A 19,312-nucleotide genomic window follows, 5' to 3' on the forward strand; every position below is an offset into this window, starting at 1 on the left:
GGCTGATAAAAGTGACTAGGTGGCGATACGCCCAATGCTCGAAAGAGATAGAGGTTCCCATGAAAGAAGGTATTCACCCTAACTACGTTGAGATCAAGGCTAACTGTTCTTGTGGTAACGTAATTACAACTCGTTCAACTCGTTCTGCTGACATCCACTTAGATGTATGTTCAGAATGTCACCCGTTCTACACAGGTAAGCAAAAAGCTGCTGAGACTGGTGGTCGTGTTGACAAGTTCAACAAGCGTTTTGGTGCTCTTGGTAAGAAGTAAGCACTTCAACCAAAGTATAAAACGAAGAAAAGCGCCAATAGGCGCTTTTTTTGTTTCTGTTTTTTTAGCTTTGTAACAGTCAATAAAAAAGCACTGCCGAATAAACAGCTGTGCTTTATCATTACTTGCTTGATAGCGAAATAATTAAACTTTTAACGCTTTGTTAATCATCAAGCTAATGTAGGCATCGTGTGCTTTGGTAGTGTCATTCTTGCCAAAGCCCATTGATGAGGCATTATCTAAGATGTTGTTTAACTGACCAAGGGCAGCGGTTTTCGCCAAGTTATCGTAACTTGATTTGGCCTTGACGCCAGCTATGGCTATTAAGCGATTTACATATTCAATTTGAATATTATGGCTTAATGACGTTGCTTTTTTACTATCAACAAAAATAGCCGCGGTTAAGTCATTGAACATGTGCGTTAACGAGTATTCATTACCATATAAGCTAGTATCAGAAATACGCTTAAGTACATTTTTGTGAAGTACTTGGCTTAATACTGATTTTTGCATATTTAGAATCATGTCATGCGCTTTAGGATCTTCGTTTTTACCATAATGGTTAAAACCACGACGTTGATGCTGCATATAGTTATAAAGCGGCTGCATTGATGATAAAACATCTGGAGCAAAAACATGCTGAGTTAAGGCTTGCATTGCTTCAACTTGCTTTGCTTTAGGTACAGGTGTGTAAGGTTGCGTTTCCTGGCCATCACCAACATAACTACGCTCAATATAGACACCACCAATTTGGCGAGAAATCACTTGTGCTTGGCGGCGATACTGACCAAACAATGAGTTAGCTGAAGTTAGTAGTTGCTGGTAAGACTCACCTTCTTGGACGGTTTTATCTTTAAGCTCTGCTAATAGGCCATCAATTAATGTCATGCGATCAACAGCATAAGCAACTGGGTTTGAAGATAAATCACCTGTCATAATGCGAGGATCAATGTGGCGGCCTGGTGCGCGCATATCATCGGCATCATTACCAAAGGCTAGCGCCTTTTCACTTGAACGGCTAAGTAGTTTTTCCATGCGTTGTTTTTCTTGTGCAGGGTCTGCTAGTGCCGTTGTATAACCATATTGAATTGCCCAAACATCATAAGGACCTGGCTCAGTTTGGAAGTAATCCCCTTGTGTTTGGCCTTTAGGGGCAACATTGATTGGCGCATAATCCATTACCGAGCCAGTTAGCACACCTTGAGTTACCGACTTGTCGTGAATTTCTTTTTCATTCCACAAAATAGAGGCTTTCATATTGTGGTTTAAGCCTAATGTATGGCCTACTTCATGAAGCACTAAGAAGCGTAAGCCTTCTTTTAATAATGCTTGCTTTTCAATGTCATTACTTGCTGACATGGCATTACCAAGTAAGAAGCCTTGTTGTAACTCATGACCTGCGCTGCAATTAAAATGTTCTTGACCATCAGGGCTGATATGTTCATCGTTGTTTAAACCTAGGCTAGCAGCTCCTTGGCTGTATAGGCTGTTATAAATCCAACGATTTTTCATGAATACATATTCAAGCATAATATCGGCACCTAGCATTTCCCCGGTTAACGGGTTAGCTAATGATGGCCCGTAACCACCAAAGCGTGGCTGTGGCGATGAAGTCCAACGTAGCACATTGTAGTTGATATCACCGGCATCCCAATCAGCATCATCTGGCTGTACTTTAACTTGAATCGCGTTTTTAAAGCCCGCTTGTTCAAAGGCTGAGTTCCATGCTAACGCACCTTCTTTAATGGTGTCGCGCCATTCATGAGGGGTAGTATTTTCAATCCACCAAACAATAGGCTCAACAGGCTCAGATACTGCAGCACTTGGGTCTTTCTTTACTAGATTCCAGCGTTTAATAACATCACGATAAGGTGCCCATTCGCTTGAAGTCATATCGTCGTATTGATGAGTAAAGTAACCAACACGAGCATCGTCAAAGCGCGGTGTGAAATCACCTTTAGGTAATTCAACAAACGAGTGTTGTAGTTTTATTGATACTGAACGCGGATCAGAAACCGCTCTTGAGCCGTAAACACTTGGGTTGTCATTGTTAAATACATAATCAACAACAACATCAACATTGTTATCGTAAGCACGTTTACTTAAGATGCGAGACTTCTTGCTATTCATCTTGCCAACTTTAAAGCGCTTCTTGGCATTTTTATCGTTAGCTCGTGCCCAAGGCGATACTTTATGAAGTGATTCACTTAAGAACAGTTTATTTACTTTTAACGCAATTTGACCGTCTTCTTCTTTTTCAATTTTCAGGCTAGCAAGCACTGCTTCACTAATGTTGGCATCTTTGGCCTTACTGATAGGGTTGTTTTCATCAAAGAGGTAACGAGGTGTTTTTGTTACTACATCAATACGATCGAAGTAGCGTCTAAATTCAATGACTTTAACGCCGCGGTAACCGCCACGAAAATGACCTGCATCTGATAAACCGTCAACTGTGTGAGCAAAGTGAAGGTATGGTGTATCTAATTGTGTTTCCTTGAGCAACATTAAAGTGTCGCCAGTTTCTTTATCTTGATAGAAGTTAAACAAACCTTCGGTGGCGGTTTTCTTTTCTATCATTTGTGCGATAGTTTTATCGGCTTTTTTATCTTTATCCTTGGACTTTTCCTCGTCGGCAGCAATGGCTAATTGGCTTGCAGATAACGCTATGGTTACCGCCAGTGACAGGCTAGTTAATTTCATCATGGTTCCCTATCTTCCTCTGTATTCTATTTTTTAGTTTTACTTTTATTTGGTTTTACTTTTATTTATTCGCTGTATTCGTTTAATTCAATACTTCACTTATAAAAACCTATTCAGTGTAGGTAAAACGGTTGCTAAGAGTAAACTACAAAAAGTAACAATATGTTAATAAAACTTTAAAATAAGGTAGTATTGAGGCGAGTGTTAGCTTAAGAAAAATAACGGTACTTTTATTTCACTTTCTTTAAACCTTTTCTTGGCAGCGCGCATCTCACTTAATAACAGCATGTTAGTGATTTACAAATAACGATAAGAGAACATCATTTGGACACGAATAAGGTGATTGATGCTCAGCAGCGTTTTGTTGCAAACCCTGAGCAGAACTGGCAAGAACATGAGTGGATAATACAAGCCAAGCATGGTTCGCAAACTGCTTTTCATCAGTTGTATGAAAAATACCATAAGCAAATTTATGCACTGTGCTGGCGTATGCTTGCAGATAAAAGTAGCGCGGAAGATGTATGCCAAGAAGTGTTTGTGGTGTTATGGCAAAAAATTAATAACTTCCGTGGCGAGAGTAAATTTAGTACTTGGCTGCACAGTGTCGCGACCAATGTGGTCTTGGGGCACTTACGTAAACATAAAACCTGGTTGCAGCGTATTTTTAGTATTGAAGATCAGCAAGATAATGTTACCGAGCAGAGTGTTGCTTTATCAGATGATTCAGAATTAGCTGAGCTAGATAAACATATAGCTCGCTTACCTGAAAGAGCGAGATTGGTTTTTGTGTTGTTTGCTGTCGAAGGTTATCGCCATGAGGAAATAGCTAGCATGCTGAAAATGGCGGTTGGTTCGAGTAAATCTCAATACCACAGAGCAAAAACATTATTAAAACAATGGCTAACAGAAGCACAAACTGAGGAAAATTGCCATGGTTAACGAAATTACCGATAAAGAGCTGCAACAGCAGATTGATAAATTACCAAAAGAAATTACGCCAGAGCGAGACTTATGGGCGGGCATAGAAAAGGCGACTCAAGGTAAAAAACAAATAACAAAACAAGGTAACGTATTTGTACCGAGTGTGTGGGCGGCATCCTTGCTTGCTGCTGTATTAGTTACTTGGTTGACCATAGCGCCTAATGAAGCAGAGCAACAATTGGTACAGCAAGGCGGGGCAAGCTCTGGGCAATCAGAGCAAGCACAAGTTGCCTTAGTTACACTGATGCAAGATAACTTTTTGCAACAAAAGCAAGCCATGTTGGTGAGTTTTGGTCAGCCAGATATGTCGCAGTTACCGGCAGAAATGCAAGTGCAACTAGAGAAGTTAGCAGCAGCGAGAAAATCAATTACTAAAGCGTTAGAGAATGATGCTAACAATATGGATTTGCTGAACTTATTAGACTTTACTCAGCAGCAAGAGCTGAAGTTAATTCAGCAGTTATATCGTCCACAATTACAAAATATTTAACAGATTTATCTACAAATGATCTCGTGATTGTTTGTATCTCAAAAAAGAGGTTTTTATGAACACATTTAGCAAATTATTTTCGCCAGTATTAGTGCTTTCTTGTTTGTTAGCAAGCTCAGTATCACTCGCGAGTGAAAAAATATCACAAAGCTTATCAGCAGACGATGTTACCAATATTAGTGTTGATAACCATAGCGGCTTAATTAAGGTTGTTGGTTGGAATAAAGATAATGTCAGCCTTGAAGGAACCTTAGATGATAAAGCGGAAGGCTTAATTTTTGAGCGTCGAGGTGCACAAATCTTTATTGAAGTTGAATATCCCAATGTAGAGCGTTGGTCTTCCTCTGGCTCTGAGCTAATTATTCATGCACCTAAAGAATTGCGTGTTACTTTATCGGGTATATCAAGTGATATTAATGTCAGTAATTTACATGGTGGCGTTGAAGCGAAAACGGTTAGTGGTAATATTGAAGCTACTGATATTACAGGCAATATTGAGTTAAGCAGTATCAGTGGTGATATTACTAGCCTAGATTTAAATGGCAAAATTTCCTTATCTGCCATTAGTGGTGATATTAAAGATCAAAACTCTAATGGCCGTTTGCAGCTACAATCTGTTAGTGGTGAAGTTGAGTTAACCTCGAAAGCACCAGAGGTTTATGTCAATAATGTTTCAGGTGATGTTGAGCTTAATTTAGCAGAAGTGATTGAACTAAGAGCATCAACCGTTAGCGGTGATATCGAAACTAAATTAAGTTTGGCTGATAAAGGCCTGATCAAGTCGTCAAGTGTTAGTGGTGAGCTAGTCTTTGAGTTTCAAAATAATATAGATGCAAGCTTTAGATTAGTGTCAAATGTTGGCGGTGATATTGTCAATAAACTTACCAATGACAAAGCTGAGCGCCCTAAGTACGGCCCCGGAGCTAAGTTGTCTTTCCAGGTTGGTGATGGTAATGCCACCGTAAGTGCAAACAGTGTCAGTGGCAGAATTAAAGTGCTAGCTAAGTAATTCATATATATCCGCATAAATCTTTAGCATCTTTTTCATATTCTCCATGTCGAAAAGATGCTAAAGTAAAGCCCTTTTTTGATTGTATCATTGCATAGTAAGGGCTCTGTAAATGGCAGATAAAAAGCCAGGTAAATTTGCCAAAGAAAAACAGTTTATTAAAGATAAACAAATAGACGAATTAAAAGTCCCTCCTCATTCGCTTGAAGCTGAGCAATCCGTATTAGGTGGTTTATTACTTGATAATGAAACCTGGGATCGCGTTGCTGAAAAAACCGTTGCTGAAGATTTTTACAGTCGCTCACATCGACTAATTTTTGAAACGATTGGTGCCTTAATTGAGCTGGGCGAACCCGTTGATTTAATTACCTTATCTGAAGCATTAGAAAACGATCAAAAACTTGAAGATGCCGGTGGTTTTGTTTATCTCGCTGAGATGATGAAAAACACGCCAAGTGCCGCCAATATTACTGCTTATGCTGATATTGTTCGTGAACGTGCGGTCACTCGCGAGATGATCAGCGTTGCCAATGAAATTGCCGAAGCTGGTTACGATACCCAAGGGCGCAGTAGTGCTGATTTACTCGATTTAGCAGAAACTAAGGTTTTTGCCATTGCAGAAAAGCGTGCCAATAAATCAGAAGGCCCTGAAAGCATTCATTCGGTATTAGAAAAAACCGTAGATAGAATTGAAAAACTGTGTACTACGCCATCAGGTGGTGTTACTGGGGTTTCTACTGGTTTTACCGATTTAGATAAAATGACCGCAGGTTTACAGCCTTCAGATTTAATTATTGTTGCCGCTCGTCCTTCTATGGGTAAAACAACCTTTGCCATGAACTTAGCTGAACATGCCGCTATGACTGCAGGTAAACCAGCGCTTATTTTTAGTTTAGAGATGCCTTCAGATCAAATTATGATGAGGATGCTGGCATCGCTTGGTCGCATTGACCAAACTAAAATTCGTACCGGGCAATTAAATGATGAAGATTGGGCAAGACTATCATCAACCATGGGGCTGTTAATTGAAAACGGTAAAATGTTTATTGATGATGCTGCAGGCCTAACCCCAACGGAAGTGCGCTCGAGAGCAAGACGTGTTCATCGGGATAATGACGGCATTTCCATGATCATGATTGATTACCTTCAGTTAATGCGTGCGCCGCAGTTTTCTGATAACCGTACCTTAGAGATTGCTGAAATTTCACGTTCACTTAAAGCCTTAGCAAAAGAGCTGCAAGTGCCTGTAGTTGCGCTTTCTCAGTTAAACCGTAGTTTGGAGCAACGTGCCGATAAGCGTCCAGTAAACTCAGATTTACGTGAATCGGGTTCAATCGAGCAAGATGCTGACTTAATTATGTTTATTTATCGTGATGAGGTTTATCACGATGACAGTGAATTTAAAGGCATGGCGGAGATTATTATTGGTAAACAACGTAACGGGCCTATTGGTCGCGTACCATTAACCTTCCAAGGTCAATTCTCTCGCTTTGATAATTATGCTGGTCCGCATGTATTAGAAGAAGATTAGTGATTAGGGCGTGTTGATCTTTGTTGATATTTTCAGCAATGAGTTATTTTTATCAATAGCAAAGCAGTATGAGCGCGGTTTGGTTGTTCCAAATAAGCGAATACTAATGCCGCTAGTGTTAAAAATAGCCATTGCCCTTCGGGCTGAGGCTAAAATCCCTTTATTCTGCGTTAAAAGCGGCTGATTTAGCTAGCTAAACTACGCAACTTTTGCCTTGATTAAAGGGATTTTATCTCTCAGCTGAATTATTAAACAAAGGTCAACACGCCCTAGTATTAATTCTTCTAAAATTAATTAAGATTGAATGATAAAGCACGTTTGTTTGGCAAACGTGCTTTTTTATTTATTCACCATTGATGGTGACCACTATAGTGCGACTGGATGCGTGGTTTCTATGCTCACCTAAGTAAATACCTTGCCAAATGCCTAAATTTAGTTGACCGTTACTAATAGGAATAGTGACACTGCTACCTAAGGTGCTGGCTTTAATATGCGCTGGCATATCATCACTGCCTTCATAAGTGTGTTGATAATAGCGAGCATCTTCTGGGACAAAGTGATTAAAGTGCGCCTCCATATCTGAACGCACTGTTGGGTCGGCATTTTCATTAATAGTTAGCGAAGCCGAGCTGTGTTTTATAAACAGGTGCAATATGCCACATTTGAGCTGGTGAATTTGTGGTAATTGCGACATAAGCTCATTATCAATAAGGTGAAAACCTCGCTTTTTGGCTTTAATTTGTATTTCTTTTTGCTGCCACATGAATCTTTCTCTTCCTGGTTGCTAACTCGCTAACGCTATCACTTAGTTAAACGACATACAATTGCTTAAAGGCGGCTATTACTTGTGGAATAAGCTGTTCAATGATGTCGCGTTGTCGGTTGTTTGCCTGATATTTGGCGTAGAGCTTTTTGTATAGGCCAGCTTCGCCTAAGCGTTTCCTTGTCAGTAACGCTTGTTGGCTTAAGCTACTGACGAGCCAATCGGGCAAGGTGGCAACGCCCATACCTGCCGCCGCCATTTGCAACATAACATGGCTGTTATTAACTTGTTTTATTTTGGCAGGAGTAATGCCTTTTGGCGTTAAAAATAGTTGAAAGATATCTAGTTGTTTATTTGGCAAAGGATAGGTAAGCAAGGTGACGGATTTAAACTGCTCTGCTTCAACATAATCATATTTACTGCCTAGGGCTGAATCATTTAATGCCGATACGGCAATCACTTCAAATTGACCAATCTCTTGATATAGATAGTTATCTTCCTGTTGCTGATAATCGGTAAATAAAATATCTGCTGACAGTGCTTGTTGCTGAAAGTCATCGTCGAGAAATTCAATCGCAAGCGCAGGGTGTTGCTGAGAAAATTGCTGGCTAATGGGCAGCAACCATTGAAAGCAAGCGTGACAGGCTATGGCAAGCTTAAGGTTTTGCGCTTGTTTAGTTGGTGCTTTAAGTACTTGCTCTGCATTTGTAATCGCTGGAAATATCTCTTTGGCTAAATCAAGTAGCACTTGGCCTGCGTGACTAAACTCTACCGGCGAGGTATTACGGATAAACAAAGGCTCGCCAAGACGTTGTTCAAGATCTTTGATTTGATGTGACAAGGCAGATTGGCTGGTAAAAAGCTTAGCTGCCGCTTTCTTGATATTGCCCGTTTCTTTTAATGCTGTCAGCGTTTTTAAATGTTTAAGTTCAAACATAATGAATTTTTTTCAAGTCCTTGTTGAATTCTTTGCGCTTGCCAAAATCAGTGGTTTTTTAGAGTATAACCGTATAAACATCTAGACGTCTATTTGTTTTTTTGGTGATTAATAGTCAGCTTGACCAACAAGTTGCTGGCGATAGTGATAATAGATTTGGAGCAAAACATGCAAATTCATAATTTAGGTTTTCCGCGCATAGGTGCTAAGCGCGAATTAAAGTTTTCTTTAGAGCAATACTGGCGCGGAGATATTTCTCAAGCCGATTTTTTACAAAGCTGTCAGCAATTGCGTCGAAGCAATTGGCAATTGCAGGCTGATGCTGGCATTGACTGGCTGCCCGTTGGTGATTTCGCCCATTATGATCATGTGCTTAACACTAGCCTGCTATTAGGTTTGTTACCTGAGCGCTTTACTAAACATAAGCATGCTGTTAACAATCGCTTAGATCTTGAGTTTCGTGTCGGTCGTGGTCAAGCACCCAGTGGTTGCCAATGTGCCGCCAGTGATATGACCAAATGGTTTAACACTAATTATCATTATATTGTTCCGGAATTAAGTACTGCGGTACTGACTAACGATATGGCGGTCAACACAGAGCAATTATTGGCACATTTAGAAGAAGCGAAAGCGGTTGCTGATAAGCGAAAAGTCGTGCTATTGGGGCCAATTAGCTATTTATATTTAAGCACTGTGGATAAAGAAGATAAGCTAGCCTTGCTACCGGATTTGCTAGCGCGATATCAGCAGGTGCTAGATAGTTTAAGCCAAGCGAATGTTGAATGGCTGCAACTAGATGAGCCTGTACTGGGCTTAGAGTTAGATAAGCAGTGGCAAAATGCTTTTACCTTGGCTTATCAACAGCTGAATAAAGGTGGGCTAAAATTACTATTAACGAGTTACTTTGCTTCAATAGAACATCATATCTCGCTTGTTAAAGTGCTAGATTTTGATGGTATTCACTTAGATACGGTTGCTGAAAAAATCGATATTAGCGCTGTTATTGCTCAGCTACCAAGCCACTGGGTTATCTCGTTGGGTGTTATCAATGGTCGCAATATTTGGAAGGCTGACTTAGTGTCAATCTATGAAACCTTGCTACCTATTTATCAAGCCATAGGTGAGCGGTTATGGTTAGCGCCATCATGCTCGTTATTACACTCGCCGGTCGATCTTCAGCAGGAAAGCAAACTAGACGCTGAATTTAAGTCATGGCTTGCCTTTGCTAAACAAAAATGTCGGGAGCTACAGTTATTAAAGCAAGCTTTAGTGGATGAAAATACTGATGAGATTGCGCTTTATTCAAGCCCTGCAGTTGCTCGTGCGAACTCTAAGCGCATTAATAACCCAGAAGTATTAAAGCGTGTTAGTGCCTTAACAGCAGCAGATTTTAGCCGTAAAGATAGCTTTGAACAGCGTAAACGCCTTCAGCAACAAGCGTTGAAGTTACCTTTGCTACCGACAACGACAATAGGCTCGTTCCCGCAAACCGGCGATATCCGTCAAGTCAGAGCAAAGTGGCGTAGAAATGAGTTGAGTTTGGATGAATATCAAACGTTAATTCAGCAAGAAATTCGTCAAGCAATTGAAAAGCAAGAACAGATTGGTTTAGATGTGCTCGTGCATGGTGAAGCTGAGCGTAATGATATGGTGGAATACTTTGGCGAATTACTTGAAGGGGTTGCTTTTACTCAATTTGCTTGGGTGCAAAGCTATGGCTCTCGTTGTGTAAAACCGCCGATTATTTTTGCTGATGTTAGTCGTAAACAGGCGATGACGTTAGAGTGGATTAACTATGCACAGTCACTGACGGATAAGCCAGTAAAGGCCATGTTGACAGGACCAATAACTATTTTGTCTTGGTCGTTTGTTCGAGATGATATTCCGCGTGAGCAAGTAGCAAAGCAGATTGCGCTAGCAATTAGCGATGAAGTGGAAGATTTGGTCGCTAATGGTACTCAGATCATTCAAATTGATGAGCCAGCGATTCGTGAAGGTATGCCAGTAAAACAAAGTCAGTGGCAGCAGTACTTAACTTGGGCGACAGCCTCATTTTGCTTGTCGGCTGCCAAAGCACCTTCGCATACGCAAATTCATAGCCATATGTGTTATTCAGAATTTAATGATATTTTACCAGCGATTATTGCCCTTGATGCCGATGTGTTAACGGTGGAAACCTCACGCTCTAATATGGCTTTGCTTGATGCCTTTGAAGAGCAAGCTTATCCTAATGATTTAGGGCCAGGGGTTTATGATATTCACTCGCCAAATGTGCCAGAAGTGGATTGGATGGTGGCATTAATTGAAAAAGCACAACAATATGTGCCTGTTGAACGTTTATGGGTAAACCCTGATTGTGGTTTAAAAACCCGTAGCTGGCAGGAAACTAAATTAGCTTTAGATAATATGGTGACCGCGGTTAAACAACTAAGGGCTCGCTATAGCGCGTAAACGTGTGAGAACTAGTAAGCCTGAGGCTACCTGGGGCTAGGAAAACAGCAAAGGCACCTAGGTGCCTTTTTTAGTGTTGAGCTGGGTTAGTCTTGCTCGTGTAACCAAGCAGCGTGACGAGGAGCACGTTTGGTTTGAGACCACTCCTCTATCATGTCTTGGGCGACACTATTAAGCTCTTTATATTGCTCTGGGGTACCTGTGTTGGCGGCAAGCTCTAAGCGATGACCGTTAGGGTCAAAGAAGTAGATTGATTTAAATACCCCGTGATTGGTTGGCCCTAAAACATCTACGCCTTTACTTTCTAACTCTGCTTTTGCAGCAATTAGCGCGTCAACACTCGCGACACGCATGGCAATGTGCTGCACCCAGGCTGGTGTATTTTCATCTCGGCCCATATCTGGAGAGTTAGGTAACTCGAAGAAGGCCAGCACGTTTTCATCGCCCGCATCTAAAAAGATATGCATGTATGGATCGGGCGCTTTTGTTGACGGTACTTCATCTTCAGCAATAGCTAAAACCAAGTCCATATTCAGTTTATCTTTGTACCACTGTGTGGTTTCTTTGGCGTCTTTACAGCGGTAAGCGACATGATGGATTTTTTCAATATTAATCATATGCAGAGCTTCTTTTTTTAAATCGTTTTCAGTGCATTTATCAGTTTATTCTACTCATAAAATAATATTGGAGACTAATTTTGCGACCATTTTGTTATCTGCTCATACGTCAGCATGGCTTGACGGCTGTAAAGCAGTCGTTACAGCTTAAGCGAGTATGACTGTTTTTGCGCCATTTAAGCATACCCGTTGTTCGGCATGAAAACGTACCGCGTGACTTAGTGCCGTTGCTTCGATGTCATGCCCCATATGAACCATTTGCTCTATGGTGTAGCTATGATTAATGGCTTTAACTTCTTGTACTATGATGGGTCCTTCATCGAGATCGCTAGTGACATAATGTGCCGTCGCGCCGATAACTTTAACTCCGCGAGCATGTGCTTGATGATAAGGCTTAGCCCCTTTAAAACTAGGTAAAAAGGAATGATGGATATTAATCGCTTTGCCTTGCAGCTTTTGACACATATCATCCGAGAGAATTTGCATATAGCGAGCAAGAACAAGTAAATCAGCTTTGCAGTCATTTAATACGGCTAACATTTTGGCTTCTTGTTGCGCTTTGGATTCTGCTGTGATGGGCAAATGATAAAAAGGCACTTGATGCCAGTTGGCTAAGGCTTGGCAATCTTGATGATTAGAAACAATGGCAACAATATTTACCGGCAGCGCACCTGATTTCCACTTAGTTAACAGCGAGACTAAGCAGTGATCTTCTTTTGATACCGCGATGACGATATTAGGTACTTCATTTTTTTTACGTAGTTGATACTGCATAGACAATTGCTGCGCTAAAGTATCTAAGGCATCGGAAAAAGCGGCGATAGTGCCGGAAAAATCTCTATCGTCAAAGGCGATGCGCGAAAAGAAGGTTTCACTGTAAGGATCACTGTATTGAGATGTTTCAGTGATAAAGGCGCCGTGCTGAAAAAGGCACTGAGATACTTTGGCAAGTACACCGGAACTATCAGGACATTGCCAAGTTAAAATATATTGAGTTGACGATTTCATAAGATAAAGTTACTGAAAAATAATATTATCTTTGTGTATTTTCAAAGCAATTGCCATTTATTTAATAGCTTGTCTGGCTATATATCTGACCAATCGGTTATATCGAATGCTATTGCCGTTATTACTGTTTGCTTTGCGCAATGCGATGTTTGTTTTTAATATACAGTTTTTCAACTTTTTCACGCGCCCAAGGAGTTTTACGTAAAAATTTTAAACTGGAGTTGATGCTGGGATCATGGGTAAAGCAGCGAATGTTTATCTCTTTACCTAAGGCGTCAAAGCCAAAGTAAGCTTCTAGCTCGGTCACGATAGTTTTAAGGGTAATACCATGCAGAGGGTTATAGGGTTGGTTATCCATAAGTTATGTTTTTAGAGTAAGCAAAAGCGTATTTTAACATACTTGAAAATAAATTTAGTGACCCTAGTTTGCGCTAGGGTCACTAAATAAGTTTAAGCCAAATGCTTAGTTAGCTCGTCATTACCACCAATATGAACACCGTCGATGTATATTTGTGGGGTAGTATCTGCCTTAGTTACCGCGCGCATACCTGAGATGCTAATGTCTTTACCAACAACAATTTCTTCAAACGTTAGCCCTTGCTCTGCTAGTAAAGCTTTTGCTTTTGTACAATGGCTACAGCCAGGTTTGCTGAACATAGTGATTTCACTCTTTTGCGTAGCTTCAGGGTTGATGTAATTCAGCATGGTATCAGCATCAGATACTTCAAATGGGTCGCCCGGTAGGTCTGGCTCAATGAACATTTTTTCGATAACGCCATTTTTAACTAGCATAGCGTAACGCCAACTACGCTGACCAAAACCAAGTGCTTTTTTATCTACTAATAAGTCCATACCTTTAGTAAATTCACCATTGCCATCAGGAATTAAACTAATGTGTTCTACATCCTGATCTTTTGCCCACGCATTCATAACAAAGGTATCATTTACTGAAATACAGCAAATTTCATCGACGCCATTATCGAAAAACTTTTGCGCTAATTCATTGTAACGTGGTAAATGGCTTGAAGAGCATGTTGGTGTAAAGGCACCCGGTAAAGAAAAGACGACAACGGTTTTGTTTGCGAAAATCTCATCACTATCGCGCTTTATCCAGTTATCGTTAGCTCGAATAGGGAAGGTAACTGAAGGAACCTTTTCGCCAGTTTTATCTGTAAACATAAGAAACTCCTGTTAAAACGTATAAACTTAATATGGACTAAGTATGGCTGAGTATTTCACTATAATAAAGTGAATTAAATTGCTTAGTTTAATCGCTTTATTCGATTTAAACTGTGCTTTTTAGTTAATTTTACAATTGGCTTGCGATAACTAATCTGCACGTGATAAATTAACATTAAAGTTGTATATACAATTAGGTGAGGGCAATGAATATAAGTTATCAGTTAACCCAAGGGCAAATAGGTATGCTAATAAGTATGCCGCATAACGGGCAATTAATACCGGATGATATTGCCAGTACGATGACAGAAAAAGCCAAATTAGTTCCTGATACTGACTGGTATATGGATAAACTATATGACTTTGCTCAAGCAATGGGAATTGCCACCATAATACCTAAATATAGCCGTTATGTGATTGACTTAAATAGAGATATATCGGGTGTGAATTTATATCCAGGAGCGAATAGCACCGAGTTGTGTCCTACGACAGCATTCGATTTAAGTCCGTTATATTTAGATGGAAAATCACCGAATGAAGCTGAAATTCAGCGCCGAATTAAGAATTATTGGCAACCATATCATCAGGCTATAGCTGATACCTTGGCTGATATGCGTCAGCAATATGAACGGGTTGTTTTGCTCGATGCACATTCTATTTTGTCGCATGTGCCGCGCTTTTTTGCTGGTAAATTACCAGATTTCAACTTTGGTAATGCCGATGGACAAAGTTGTAGTCAGGCACTCATTGATAAGGTGTCAGCACTTGATTTGTCTCCTTATAGCTCAGTGGTTAATGGTCGCTTTAAAGGGGGCTATATTACCAGAGCTTATGGGCAACCAGAACAGGGTATCCATGCCATTCAGCTAGAACTTTCTCAATATACTTATATGGATGAGCCTAGTGATCAATATAATCAGCAAAAAGCTGAGCAAGTGAAGGTGAAATTGCAGCAGTTTGTTACTTGCTTGGCTGACTTTGCTAACGCTAAATCGTAATAAGGTAGATAAAATGAAGTTATACGTACAAAATATTCTTTTGGCTGATGGCTGGGCTGAAGATAAAACCTTAATTATTGAAAACGGCCTTATCACAGCGATTGAAGCAGGTAAATTAGCTGATGCCGTTGTTGCTAGTGGTGTAGTAATTCCCGGCATGGTTAATTGTCACTCTCATGCTTTTCAACGCGCTTTTGCTGGCTTTAGTGAACAAGGCAGTGAGGGGCAAGATAGTTTCTGGACATGGCGCAAAGTAATGTACCAATTTTTAGCGCAGCTTTCTTCGCATGATGCTAAAACAATTGCTAAGCAGCTTTACATTGAAATGTTAAAAATGGGCTACACACGTGTGGCTGAATTTCATTATTTACACCATGATATTGATGGTAGCACTTATGCCAAAGAGCAAACTAATCAAGGCTTGGCGACTATGGCAAAAGCTATCTTTGATGCCGCGCATGAGTCTGGTATTGGTTTAACATTATTGCCAGTATTATATCAATACAGTGGCTTTGGCGAACAGCCTCCTGTTGATGGACAAAAGCGCTTTATTAACTCGCTGGAACAGTTTAATCAATTAGTAACAGACTGTTTTGAGTTAAGTACTGAGTTTACCAATACCAATGTTGGTATTGCCCCACATTCGTTAAGAGCCGTAGATAAATATTCTTTAAATGCTGCGGTTGCGCACGTTCGTTCTTTAGATGAAAAGGCACCCATTCATATTCACATTAGCGAGCAGCAAAAAGAAGTTGATGATTGCCTAGCGCATTATGGAAAAAGACCTGTGCAGTGGTTACTTGATAATGCTGAGTTAGATAAGCACTGGTGCTTAATTCACGCGACTCATATTGATGATGAAGAAGTGGAAGGTATTATTGCTAGTGAAGCCATTGCTGGTATTTGTCCAACAACTGAAGCCAACTTAGGTGATGGTATTTTTCCAACGACAGAGTTTCTCGCTAAGCAAGGTACCTTTGCTATCGGCTCTGACAGCCATATCTCGGTAAACCCCATTGAAGAATTACGTTGGTTAGAATATGCGCAAAGATTAATTAAGCAACAGCGCGCAATTTTGGCTACCAGTGAGCAAGCTTCTGTCGGTCAAAATTTATGGCAACGGGCTGCATTAGGTGGCGCACAAAGTACCAGCAGTAACCTTGGTGAGTTAGCAGTTGGTAAGCAGGCAGACTTATTAGTACTTGATAACAGTAAAATGTCGTTATTTGCTAATGATAATCAGCACTTATTAGATAGTGTTATTTTTGCTAGTCAGCAAAATCCAATTCAAGATGTGATGGTAAATGGTGAATGGGTTATTAAAGGGCAACACCATCACTGTCAGCAGCAAAGTGAATCAGACTTTGCTGCCTTATTGGCTAGGTTGACAGAAAAGTCATAACGCTATTTGCTCGCGCTCATGTTCGATGAGCGCTAAAAGTATTGGCGGTATTTGCTTATAGCTTGGCAAACCAGGTCTTCGTTGTTTGGATGGAACGACGGATCACGTTTGCTAGTTTCACAAATGTCAAAGTAGAACACTTTGACTTGAGTTCGAGAAGAGGTAATTTCCTTTAAACGCTCTATTTCTTTAAGCGAGAACTGATTAAACTTTGGCTCTAAATCCGTATAGATTTTATCGGCTTTTAAGCGCACTTTTGTTGAGGTGTGCTCTGAAAAGAACTCCTTTATTGCTTCTACTTGCTCATTATAAAACTTAGTTACTTCCGGTTGCGGGTAAAAATGCAAGTAGACTGCAGCAGCTACGATTAAGATCAATAAATTCTTCATGATATGCCGTATTATGTTAACTAGGTTATTATGTTATATTAATTAGCCACTATAACATAATAAATTATTCATCAATATTAGGCGATTACTGTTATAGATTTTCCTGGCTAATAAATTTTCGCTTAACAAGGATTTATCGTGAGAGCAGACGACAAACCAGCACCTTCATCTAAAGATTCATCGCAGCGTATACCTATCAAAAATGTCAAAATTCATGGCGATAGGAAAAAAGATAGAGAAAGATATAAGCCGGGCGATCAAATTTATGTGCGTAGAAATCAAGGCTTTTTTCAGCGTCTAAGACAGCGTATGAATATGGTTTATTTTGCCATATTTTTAGTGCTTCCTTGGCTACAATTTAATGGTCATCAAGCGGTGTTATTTGATATTGCTGAGCAGCGCTTTACCTTGTGGAGCCTGACGTTATGGCCGCAAGATCTTACCTTACTTGCGTGGATATTTATTTTAAGCGCCTTTTTATTGTTTTTTGTTACCACCTTTATGGGGCGAGTTTGGTGCGGCTATATGTGCCCGCAAACCGTATGGACGTTTATCTTTATTTGGTTTGAAGAGCGTATAGAAGGTACGGCTAACCAAAGACGTAAACTGGATAAACAGCCCATGAGTGCCAATAAGTTTATCCGCAAATTTTTAAAACACAGTGCTTGGCTTATTTTTTCATTATTTACCGCAATGACTTTTGCTGGTTATTTTGCGCCAATGCAAGAGCTGTTTGTTAATGTCTTTACTTTTAATACTAGTGCTACCATGGCGGCAATTCTGGCGTTTTTTACCTTTGCTACTTATGGTAATGCAGGTTGGATGCGTGAAACCGTATGTATGCACATGTGCCCTTATGCGCGTTTTCAATCAGCCATGTTTGATAAAGACACGTTAACGGTAGCTTATGATAAAGAGCGTGGTGAAAGTCGCGGTGCTCGTGGACGTAAGCAAGATCATAAAGCCATGGGCTTAGGTGATTGTATCGATTGTAACTTGTGCGTTGAAGTGTGCCCTACCGGTATTGATATTCGTAATGGCCTGCAATATGAATGTATAAACTGTGGCTCTTGTGTTGATGCCTGCTCTGGCGTAATGGAGAAAATGAATTACCCTCAAGGGCTTATCCGTTATACCACTGAACATGAATTAGCCGGTAAAAAAGTTCACTTAGTTCGTTCTAAACTGATTGGTTATGCTGTGGTGCTTTTGATTATGTGTACCATGGTTGTGTTAGAGGTAGTTAATCGTGTGCCTTTAACTTTAGATATTATTCGTGACAGAACTGAGCTTGCTAAAGAAAACTTTAATGGTGAAATTGAAAATGTTTACACCTTAAAAATACTTAATATGTCACAAACAGATAATACTTATCGACTGTCAGTTAAGGGGATTGAAAATACCCAGTGGCATGGTAAGCAAGAAGTGATGGTAGAAGCGGCAACTGTTTATACTTTACCTATTAGTATTTCGGTTGACCCATATGAATTAAAAGGTTATATGACAGATATTCATTTTGTCGTTGAACAAATTTCTGGTGATGAAGAGGTAAAAGTCGAGCAAGAAAGCCGATTTTTTAATAAACGTTAATGGCAAGTTTTGATTTTTCCTCATTATCACCTGATGTGATAATTGATGGCCTTGAAAGTAAAGGTTTTAGTGTCGACAGTGGTTTATTACCATTAAACAGCTACGAAAATCGCGTCTATCAATTTCACGATGAAAACTTGGTTAAGTATGTGACCAAGTTTTATCGACCGCAACGTTGGCAGCTAGCGCAAATACAAGAAGAGCATGACTTTTCTTTTGAATTGCTAGAACATGAACTACCAATAGTAGCGCCGCTTAAACGTGATGGTGAAAGCTTATTTGAGCATCAAGGTTATCACTTTTCGGTATTTCCTTGTCGTGGCGGGCGTATTTTTGAAGTGGATAATTTAGATCAGTTAGAATGGATGGGGCGATTTATTGGTCGTATTCATGCTGTAGCGTCGAAGAAGTCATTTATACACCGTCCATCGTTTACTACCGATGAAATGCTGATACAAGCACAACAAACGATAGCTGCTTCTGGTTTTGTACCTGAAAGCCTGCATGAGGCGTTCTTTACTGTTTTGTCACAAGTAATCGACTTGGCAACACAGCAATATCAAGTGAACAAACAAATTCGTCTACATGGTGATTGTCATGCTGGTAATATTTTGTGGCGTGATGAAGGGCCGCATTTTGTTGATTTAGACGACTGCCGCACAGGGGCTGCCATTCAAGACTTATGGATGATGCTTTCAGGTGATCGTCAGCAACAGCTTATGCAGTTAGACACTTTATTGATGGCTTATGAAGAATTTTATTCATTTGAATCAAAGGAACTTCTATTGATAGAATCGCTTAGAAGTATGCGCGTTGTTAACTATATGGCTTGGTTATGTAAACGTTGGCAAGATCCTGCCTTTCCTCGTAATTTCCCGTGGTTTAATAGCGAAAAATATTGGGAGCAGCAGATACTGATGTTGAAAGAGCAAGTATCAGCTTTACAACAACCAGCGCTTAGTTTAAATAGTTTTTAAATGGTATCCTATAAAATA

Annotated in this window: 18 protein-coding genes; 10 read left to right on the forward strand and 8 right to left on the reverse strand. The window is 40.1% G+C overall.

The window, feature by feature from the left end:
* Positions 1-59 precede the first annotated feature (59 nt).
* Positions 60-272, forward strand: a complete 213-nt coding sequence (gene rpmE / locus EMK97_RS13565) for a 50S ribosomal protein L31 (protein WP_130604488.1) — start codon at positions 60-62, stop codon at positions 270-272.
* 144 nt (positions 273-416) lie between these two features.
* Here rpmE and EMK97_RS13570 read toward each other — a convergent pair whose 3' ends face one another.
* Complete coding sequence (locus tag EMK97_RS13570) at positions 417-2,972, reverse strand: zinc-dependent metalloprotease (protein ID WP_130604489.1); 2,556 nt, start codon at positions 2,970-2,972, stop codon at positions 417-419.
* Between the two features lie 324 nt (positions 2,973-3,296).
* On the opposite strand from EMK97_RS13570, the gene EMK97_RS13575 reads away from it, so the two are divergent.
* The 4 genes from EMK97_RS13575 to dnaB all read left to right on the forward strand — a co-directional run bounded on the left by EMK97_RS13575 (position 3,297) and on the right by dnaB (position 6,983).
* On the forward strand, positions 3,297-3,911 hold the full coding sequence (locus tag EMK97_RS13575; protein ID WP_211342245.1) for an RNA polymerase sigma factor: 615 nt from the start codon (positions 3,297-3,299) through the stop codon (positions 3,909-3,911).
* The gene (locus EMK97_RS13580) at positions 3,904-4,443 is read left to right on the forward strand and encodes a hypothetical protein (protein ID WP_246028791.1); all 540 of its coding nucleotides are present in this window, start codon (positions 3,904-3,906) and stop codon (positions 4,441-4,443) included. Before EMK97_RS13575 ends, EMK97_RS13580 begins: the two co-directional genes overlap by 8 nt.
* Positions 4,444-4,498: 55 nt before the next feature.
* Positions 4,499-5,452, forward strand: coding sequence for a DUF4097 family beta strand repeat-containing protein (locus EMK97_RS13585; protein ID WP_130603054.1), 954 nt, complete (start codon positions 4,499-4,501; stop codon positions 5,450-5,452).
* 112 nt (positions 5,453-5,564) lie between these two features.
* Positions 5,565-6,983, forward strand: a complete 1,419-nt coding sequence (dnaB, locus tag EMK97_RS13590; protein ID WP_130603056.1) for a replicative DNA helicase — start codon at positions 5,565-5,567, stop codon at positions 6,981-6,983.
* Between the two features lie 343 nt (positions 6,984-7,326).
* Here the strand turns inward: dnaB and EMK97_RS13595 are convergent, their stop codons facing one another.
* Positions 7,327-7,746, reverse strand: a complete 420-nt coding sequence (locus EMK97_RS13595; protein ID WP_130603058.1) for a secondary thiamine-phosphate synthase enzyme YjbQ — start codon at positions 7,744-7,746, stop codon at positions 7,327-7,329.
* A 46-nt stretch (positions 7,747-7,792) separates the two neighbouring features.
* Positions 7,793-8,683: a LysR substrate-binding domain-containing protein gene (locus EMK97_RS13600; protein ID WP_130603060.1), complete on the reverse strand. Its 891-nt coding sequence runs from the start codon at positions 8,681-8,683 to the stop codon at positions 7,793-7,795.
* A 168-nt stretch (positions 8,684-8,851) separates the two neighbouring features.
* Between EMK97_RS13600 and metE the strand changes: the two genes are divergently transcribed.
* Positions 8,852-11,134: a 5-methyltetrahydropteroyltriglutamate--homocysteine S-methyltransferase gene (gene metE / locus EMK97_RS13605; protein WP_130603062.1), complete on the forward strand. Its 2,283-nt coding sequence runs from the start codon at positions 8,852-8,854 to the stop codon at positions 11,132-11,134.
* Positions 11,135-11,220: 86 nt separating this feature from the next.
* Here metE and EMK97_RS13610 read toward each other — a convergent pair whose 3' ends face one another.
* The 4 genes from EMK97_RS13610 to EMK97_RS13625 all read right to left on the reverse strand — a co-directional run bounded on the left by EMK97_RS13610 (position 11,221) and on the right by EMK97_RS13625 (position 13,938).
* Positions 11,221-11,751: a VOC family protein gene (locus EMK97_RS13610; RefSeq protein ID WP_130603064.1), complete on the reverse strand. Its 531-nt coding sequence runs from the start codon at positions 11,749-11,751 to the stop codon at positions 11,221-11,223.
* A gap of 147 nt (positions 11,752-11,898) precedes the next feature.
* On the reverse strand, positions 11,899-12,759 hold the full coding sequence (gene purU, locus EMK97_RS13615; protein ID WP_130603066.1) for a formyltetrahydrofolate deformylase: 861 nt from the start codon (positions 12,757-12,759) through the stop codon (positions 11,899-11,901).
* 121 nt (positions 12,760-12,880) lie between these two features.
* Entirely contained in the window at positions 12,881-13,117 is a 237-nt protein-coding gene (locus EMK97_RS13620) for a VF530 family protein (protein WP_130603068.1), read from the reverse strand.
* Between the two features lie 92 nt (positions 13,118-13,209).
* Positions 13,210-13,938 (reverse strand): glutathione peroxidase, encoded by a 729-nt coding sequence (locus tag EMK97_RS13625; RefSeq protein ID WP_130603070.1) that lies wholly within the window; start codon positions 13,936-13,938, stop codon positions 13,210-13,212.
* Positions 13,939-14,144: 206 nt separating this feature from the next.
* On the opposite strand from EMK97_RS13625, the gene hutG reads away from it, so the two are divergent.
* Both hutG and EMK97_RS13635 read left to right on the forward strand, forming a co-directional pair.
* Positions 14,145-14,936, forward strand: a complete 792-nt coding sequence (gene hutG, locus EMK97_RS13630; protein ID WP_130603072.1) for an N-formylglutamate deformylase — start codon at positions 14,145-14,147, stop codon at positions 14,934-14,936.
* Positions 14,937-14,949: 13 nt separating this feature from the next.
* Positions 14,950-16,338 (forward strand): formimidoylglutamate deiminase, encoded by a 1,389-nt coding sequence (locus EMK97_RS13635; protein WP_130603074.1) that lies wholly within the window; start codon positions 14,950-14,952, stop codon positions 16,336-16,338.
* Positions 16,339-16,370: 32 nt separating this feature from the next.
* Here the strand turns inward: EMK97_RS13635 and EMK97_RS13640 are convergent, their stop codons facing one another.
* Positions 16,371-16,727 carry a hypothetical protein gene (locus EMK97_RS13640; RefSeq protein ID WP_130603076.1) on the reverse strand — a complete coding sequence of 119 codons (357 nt, stop codon included), beginning with the start codon at positions 16,725-16,727 and terminating at the stop codon, positions 16,371-16,373.
* A gap of 138 nt (positions 16,728-16,865) precedes the next feature.
* Here EMK97_RS13640 and ccoG point away from each other — a divergent pair, with 138 nt between their 5' ends.
* Both ccoG and EMK97_RS13650 read left to right on the forward strand, forming a co-directional pair.
* Positions 16,866-18,317 (forward strand): cytochrome c oxidase accessory protein CcoG, encoded by a 1,452-nt coding sequence (ccoG, locus tag EMK97_RS13645; RefSeq protein ID WP_130603078.1) that lies wholly within the window; start codon positions 16,866-16,868, stop codon positions 18,315-18,317.
* Positions 18,317-19,294, forward strand: a complete 978-nt coding sequence (locus tag EMK97_RS13650) for a serine/threonine protein kinase (protein ID WP_130603080.1) — start codon at positions 18,317-18,319, stop codon at positions 19,292-19,294. The genes ccoG and EMK97_RS13650 overlap by 1 nt, the downstream gene beginning before the upstream one ends.
* The last annotated feature ends 18 nt before the right edge of the window (positions 19,295-19,312 follow it).

It is taken from the genome of Litorilituus sediminis (assembly GCF_004295665.1).
Taxonomy (GTDB): domain Bacteria; phylum Pseudomonadota; class Gammaproteobacteria; order Enterobacterales; family Alteromonadaceae; genus Colwellia; species Colwellia sediminis.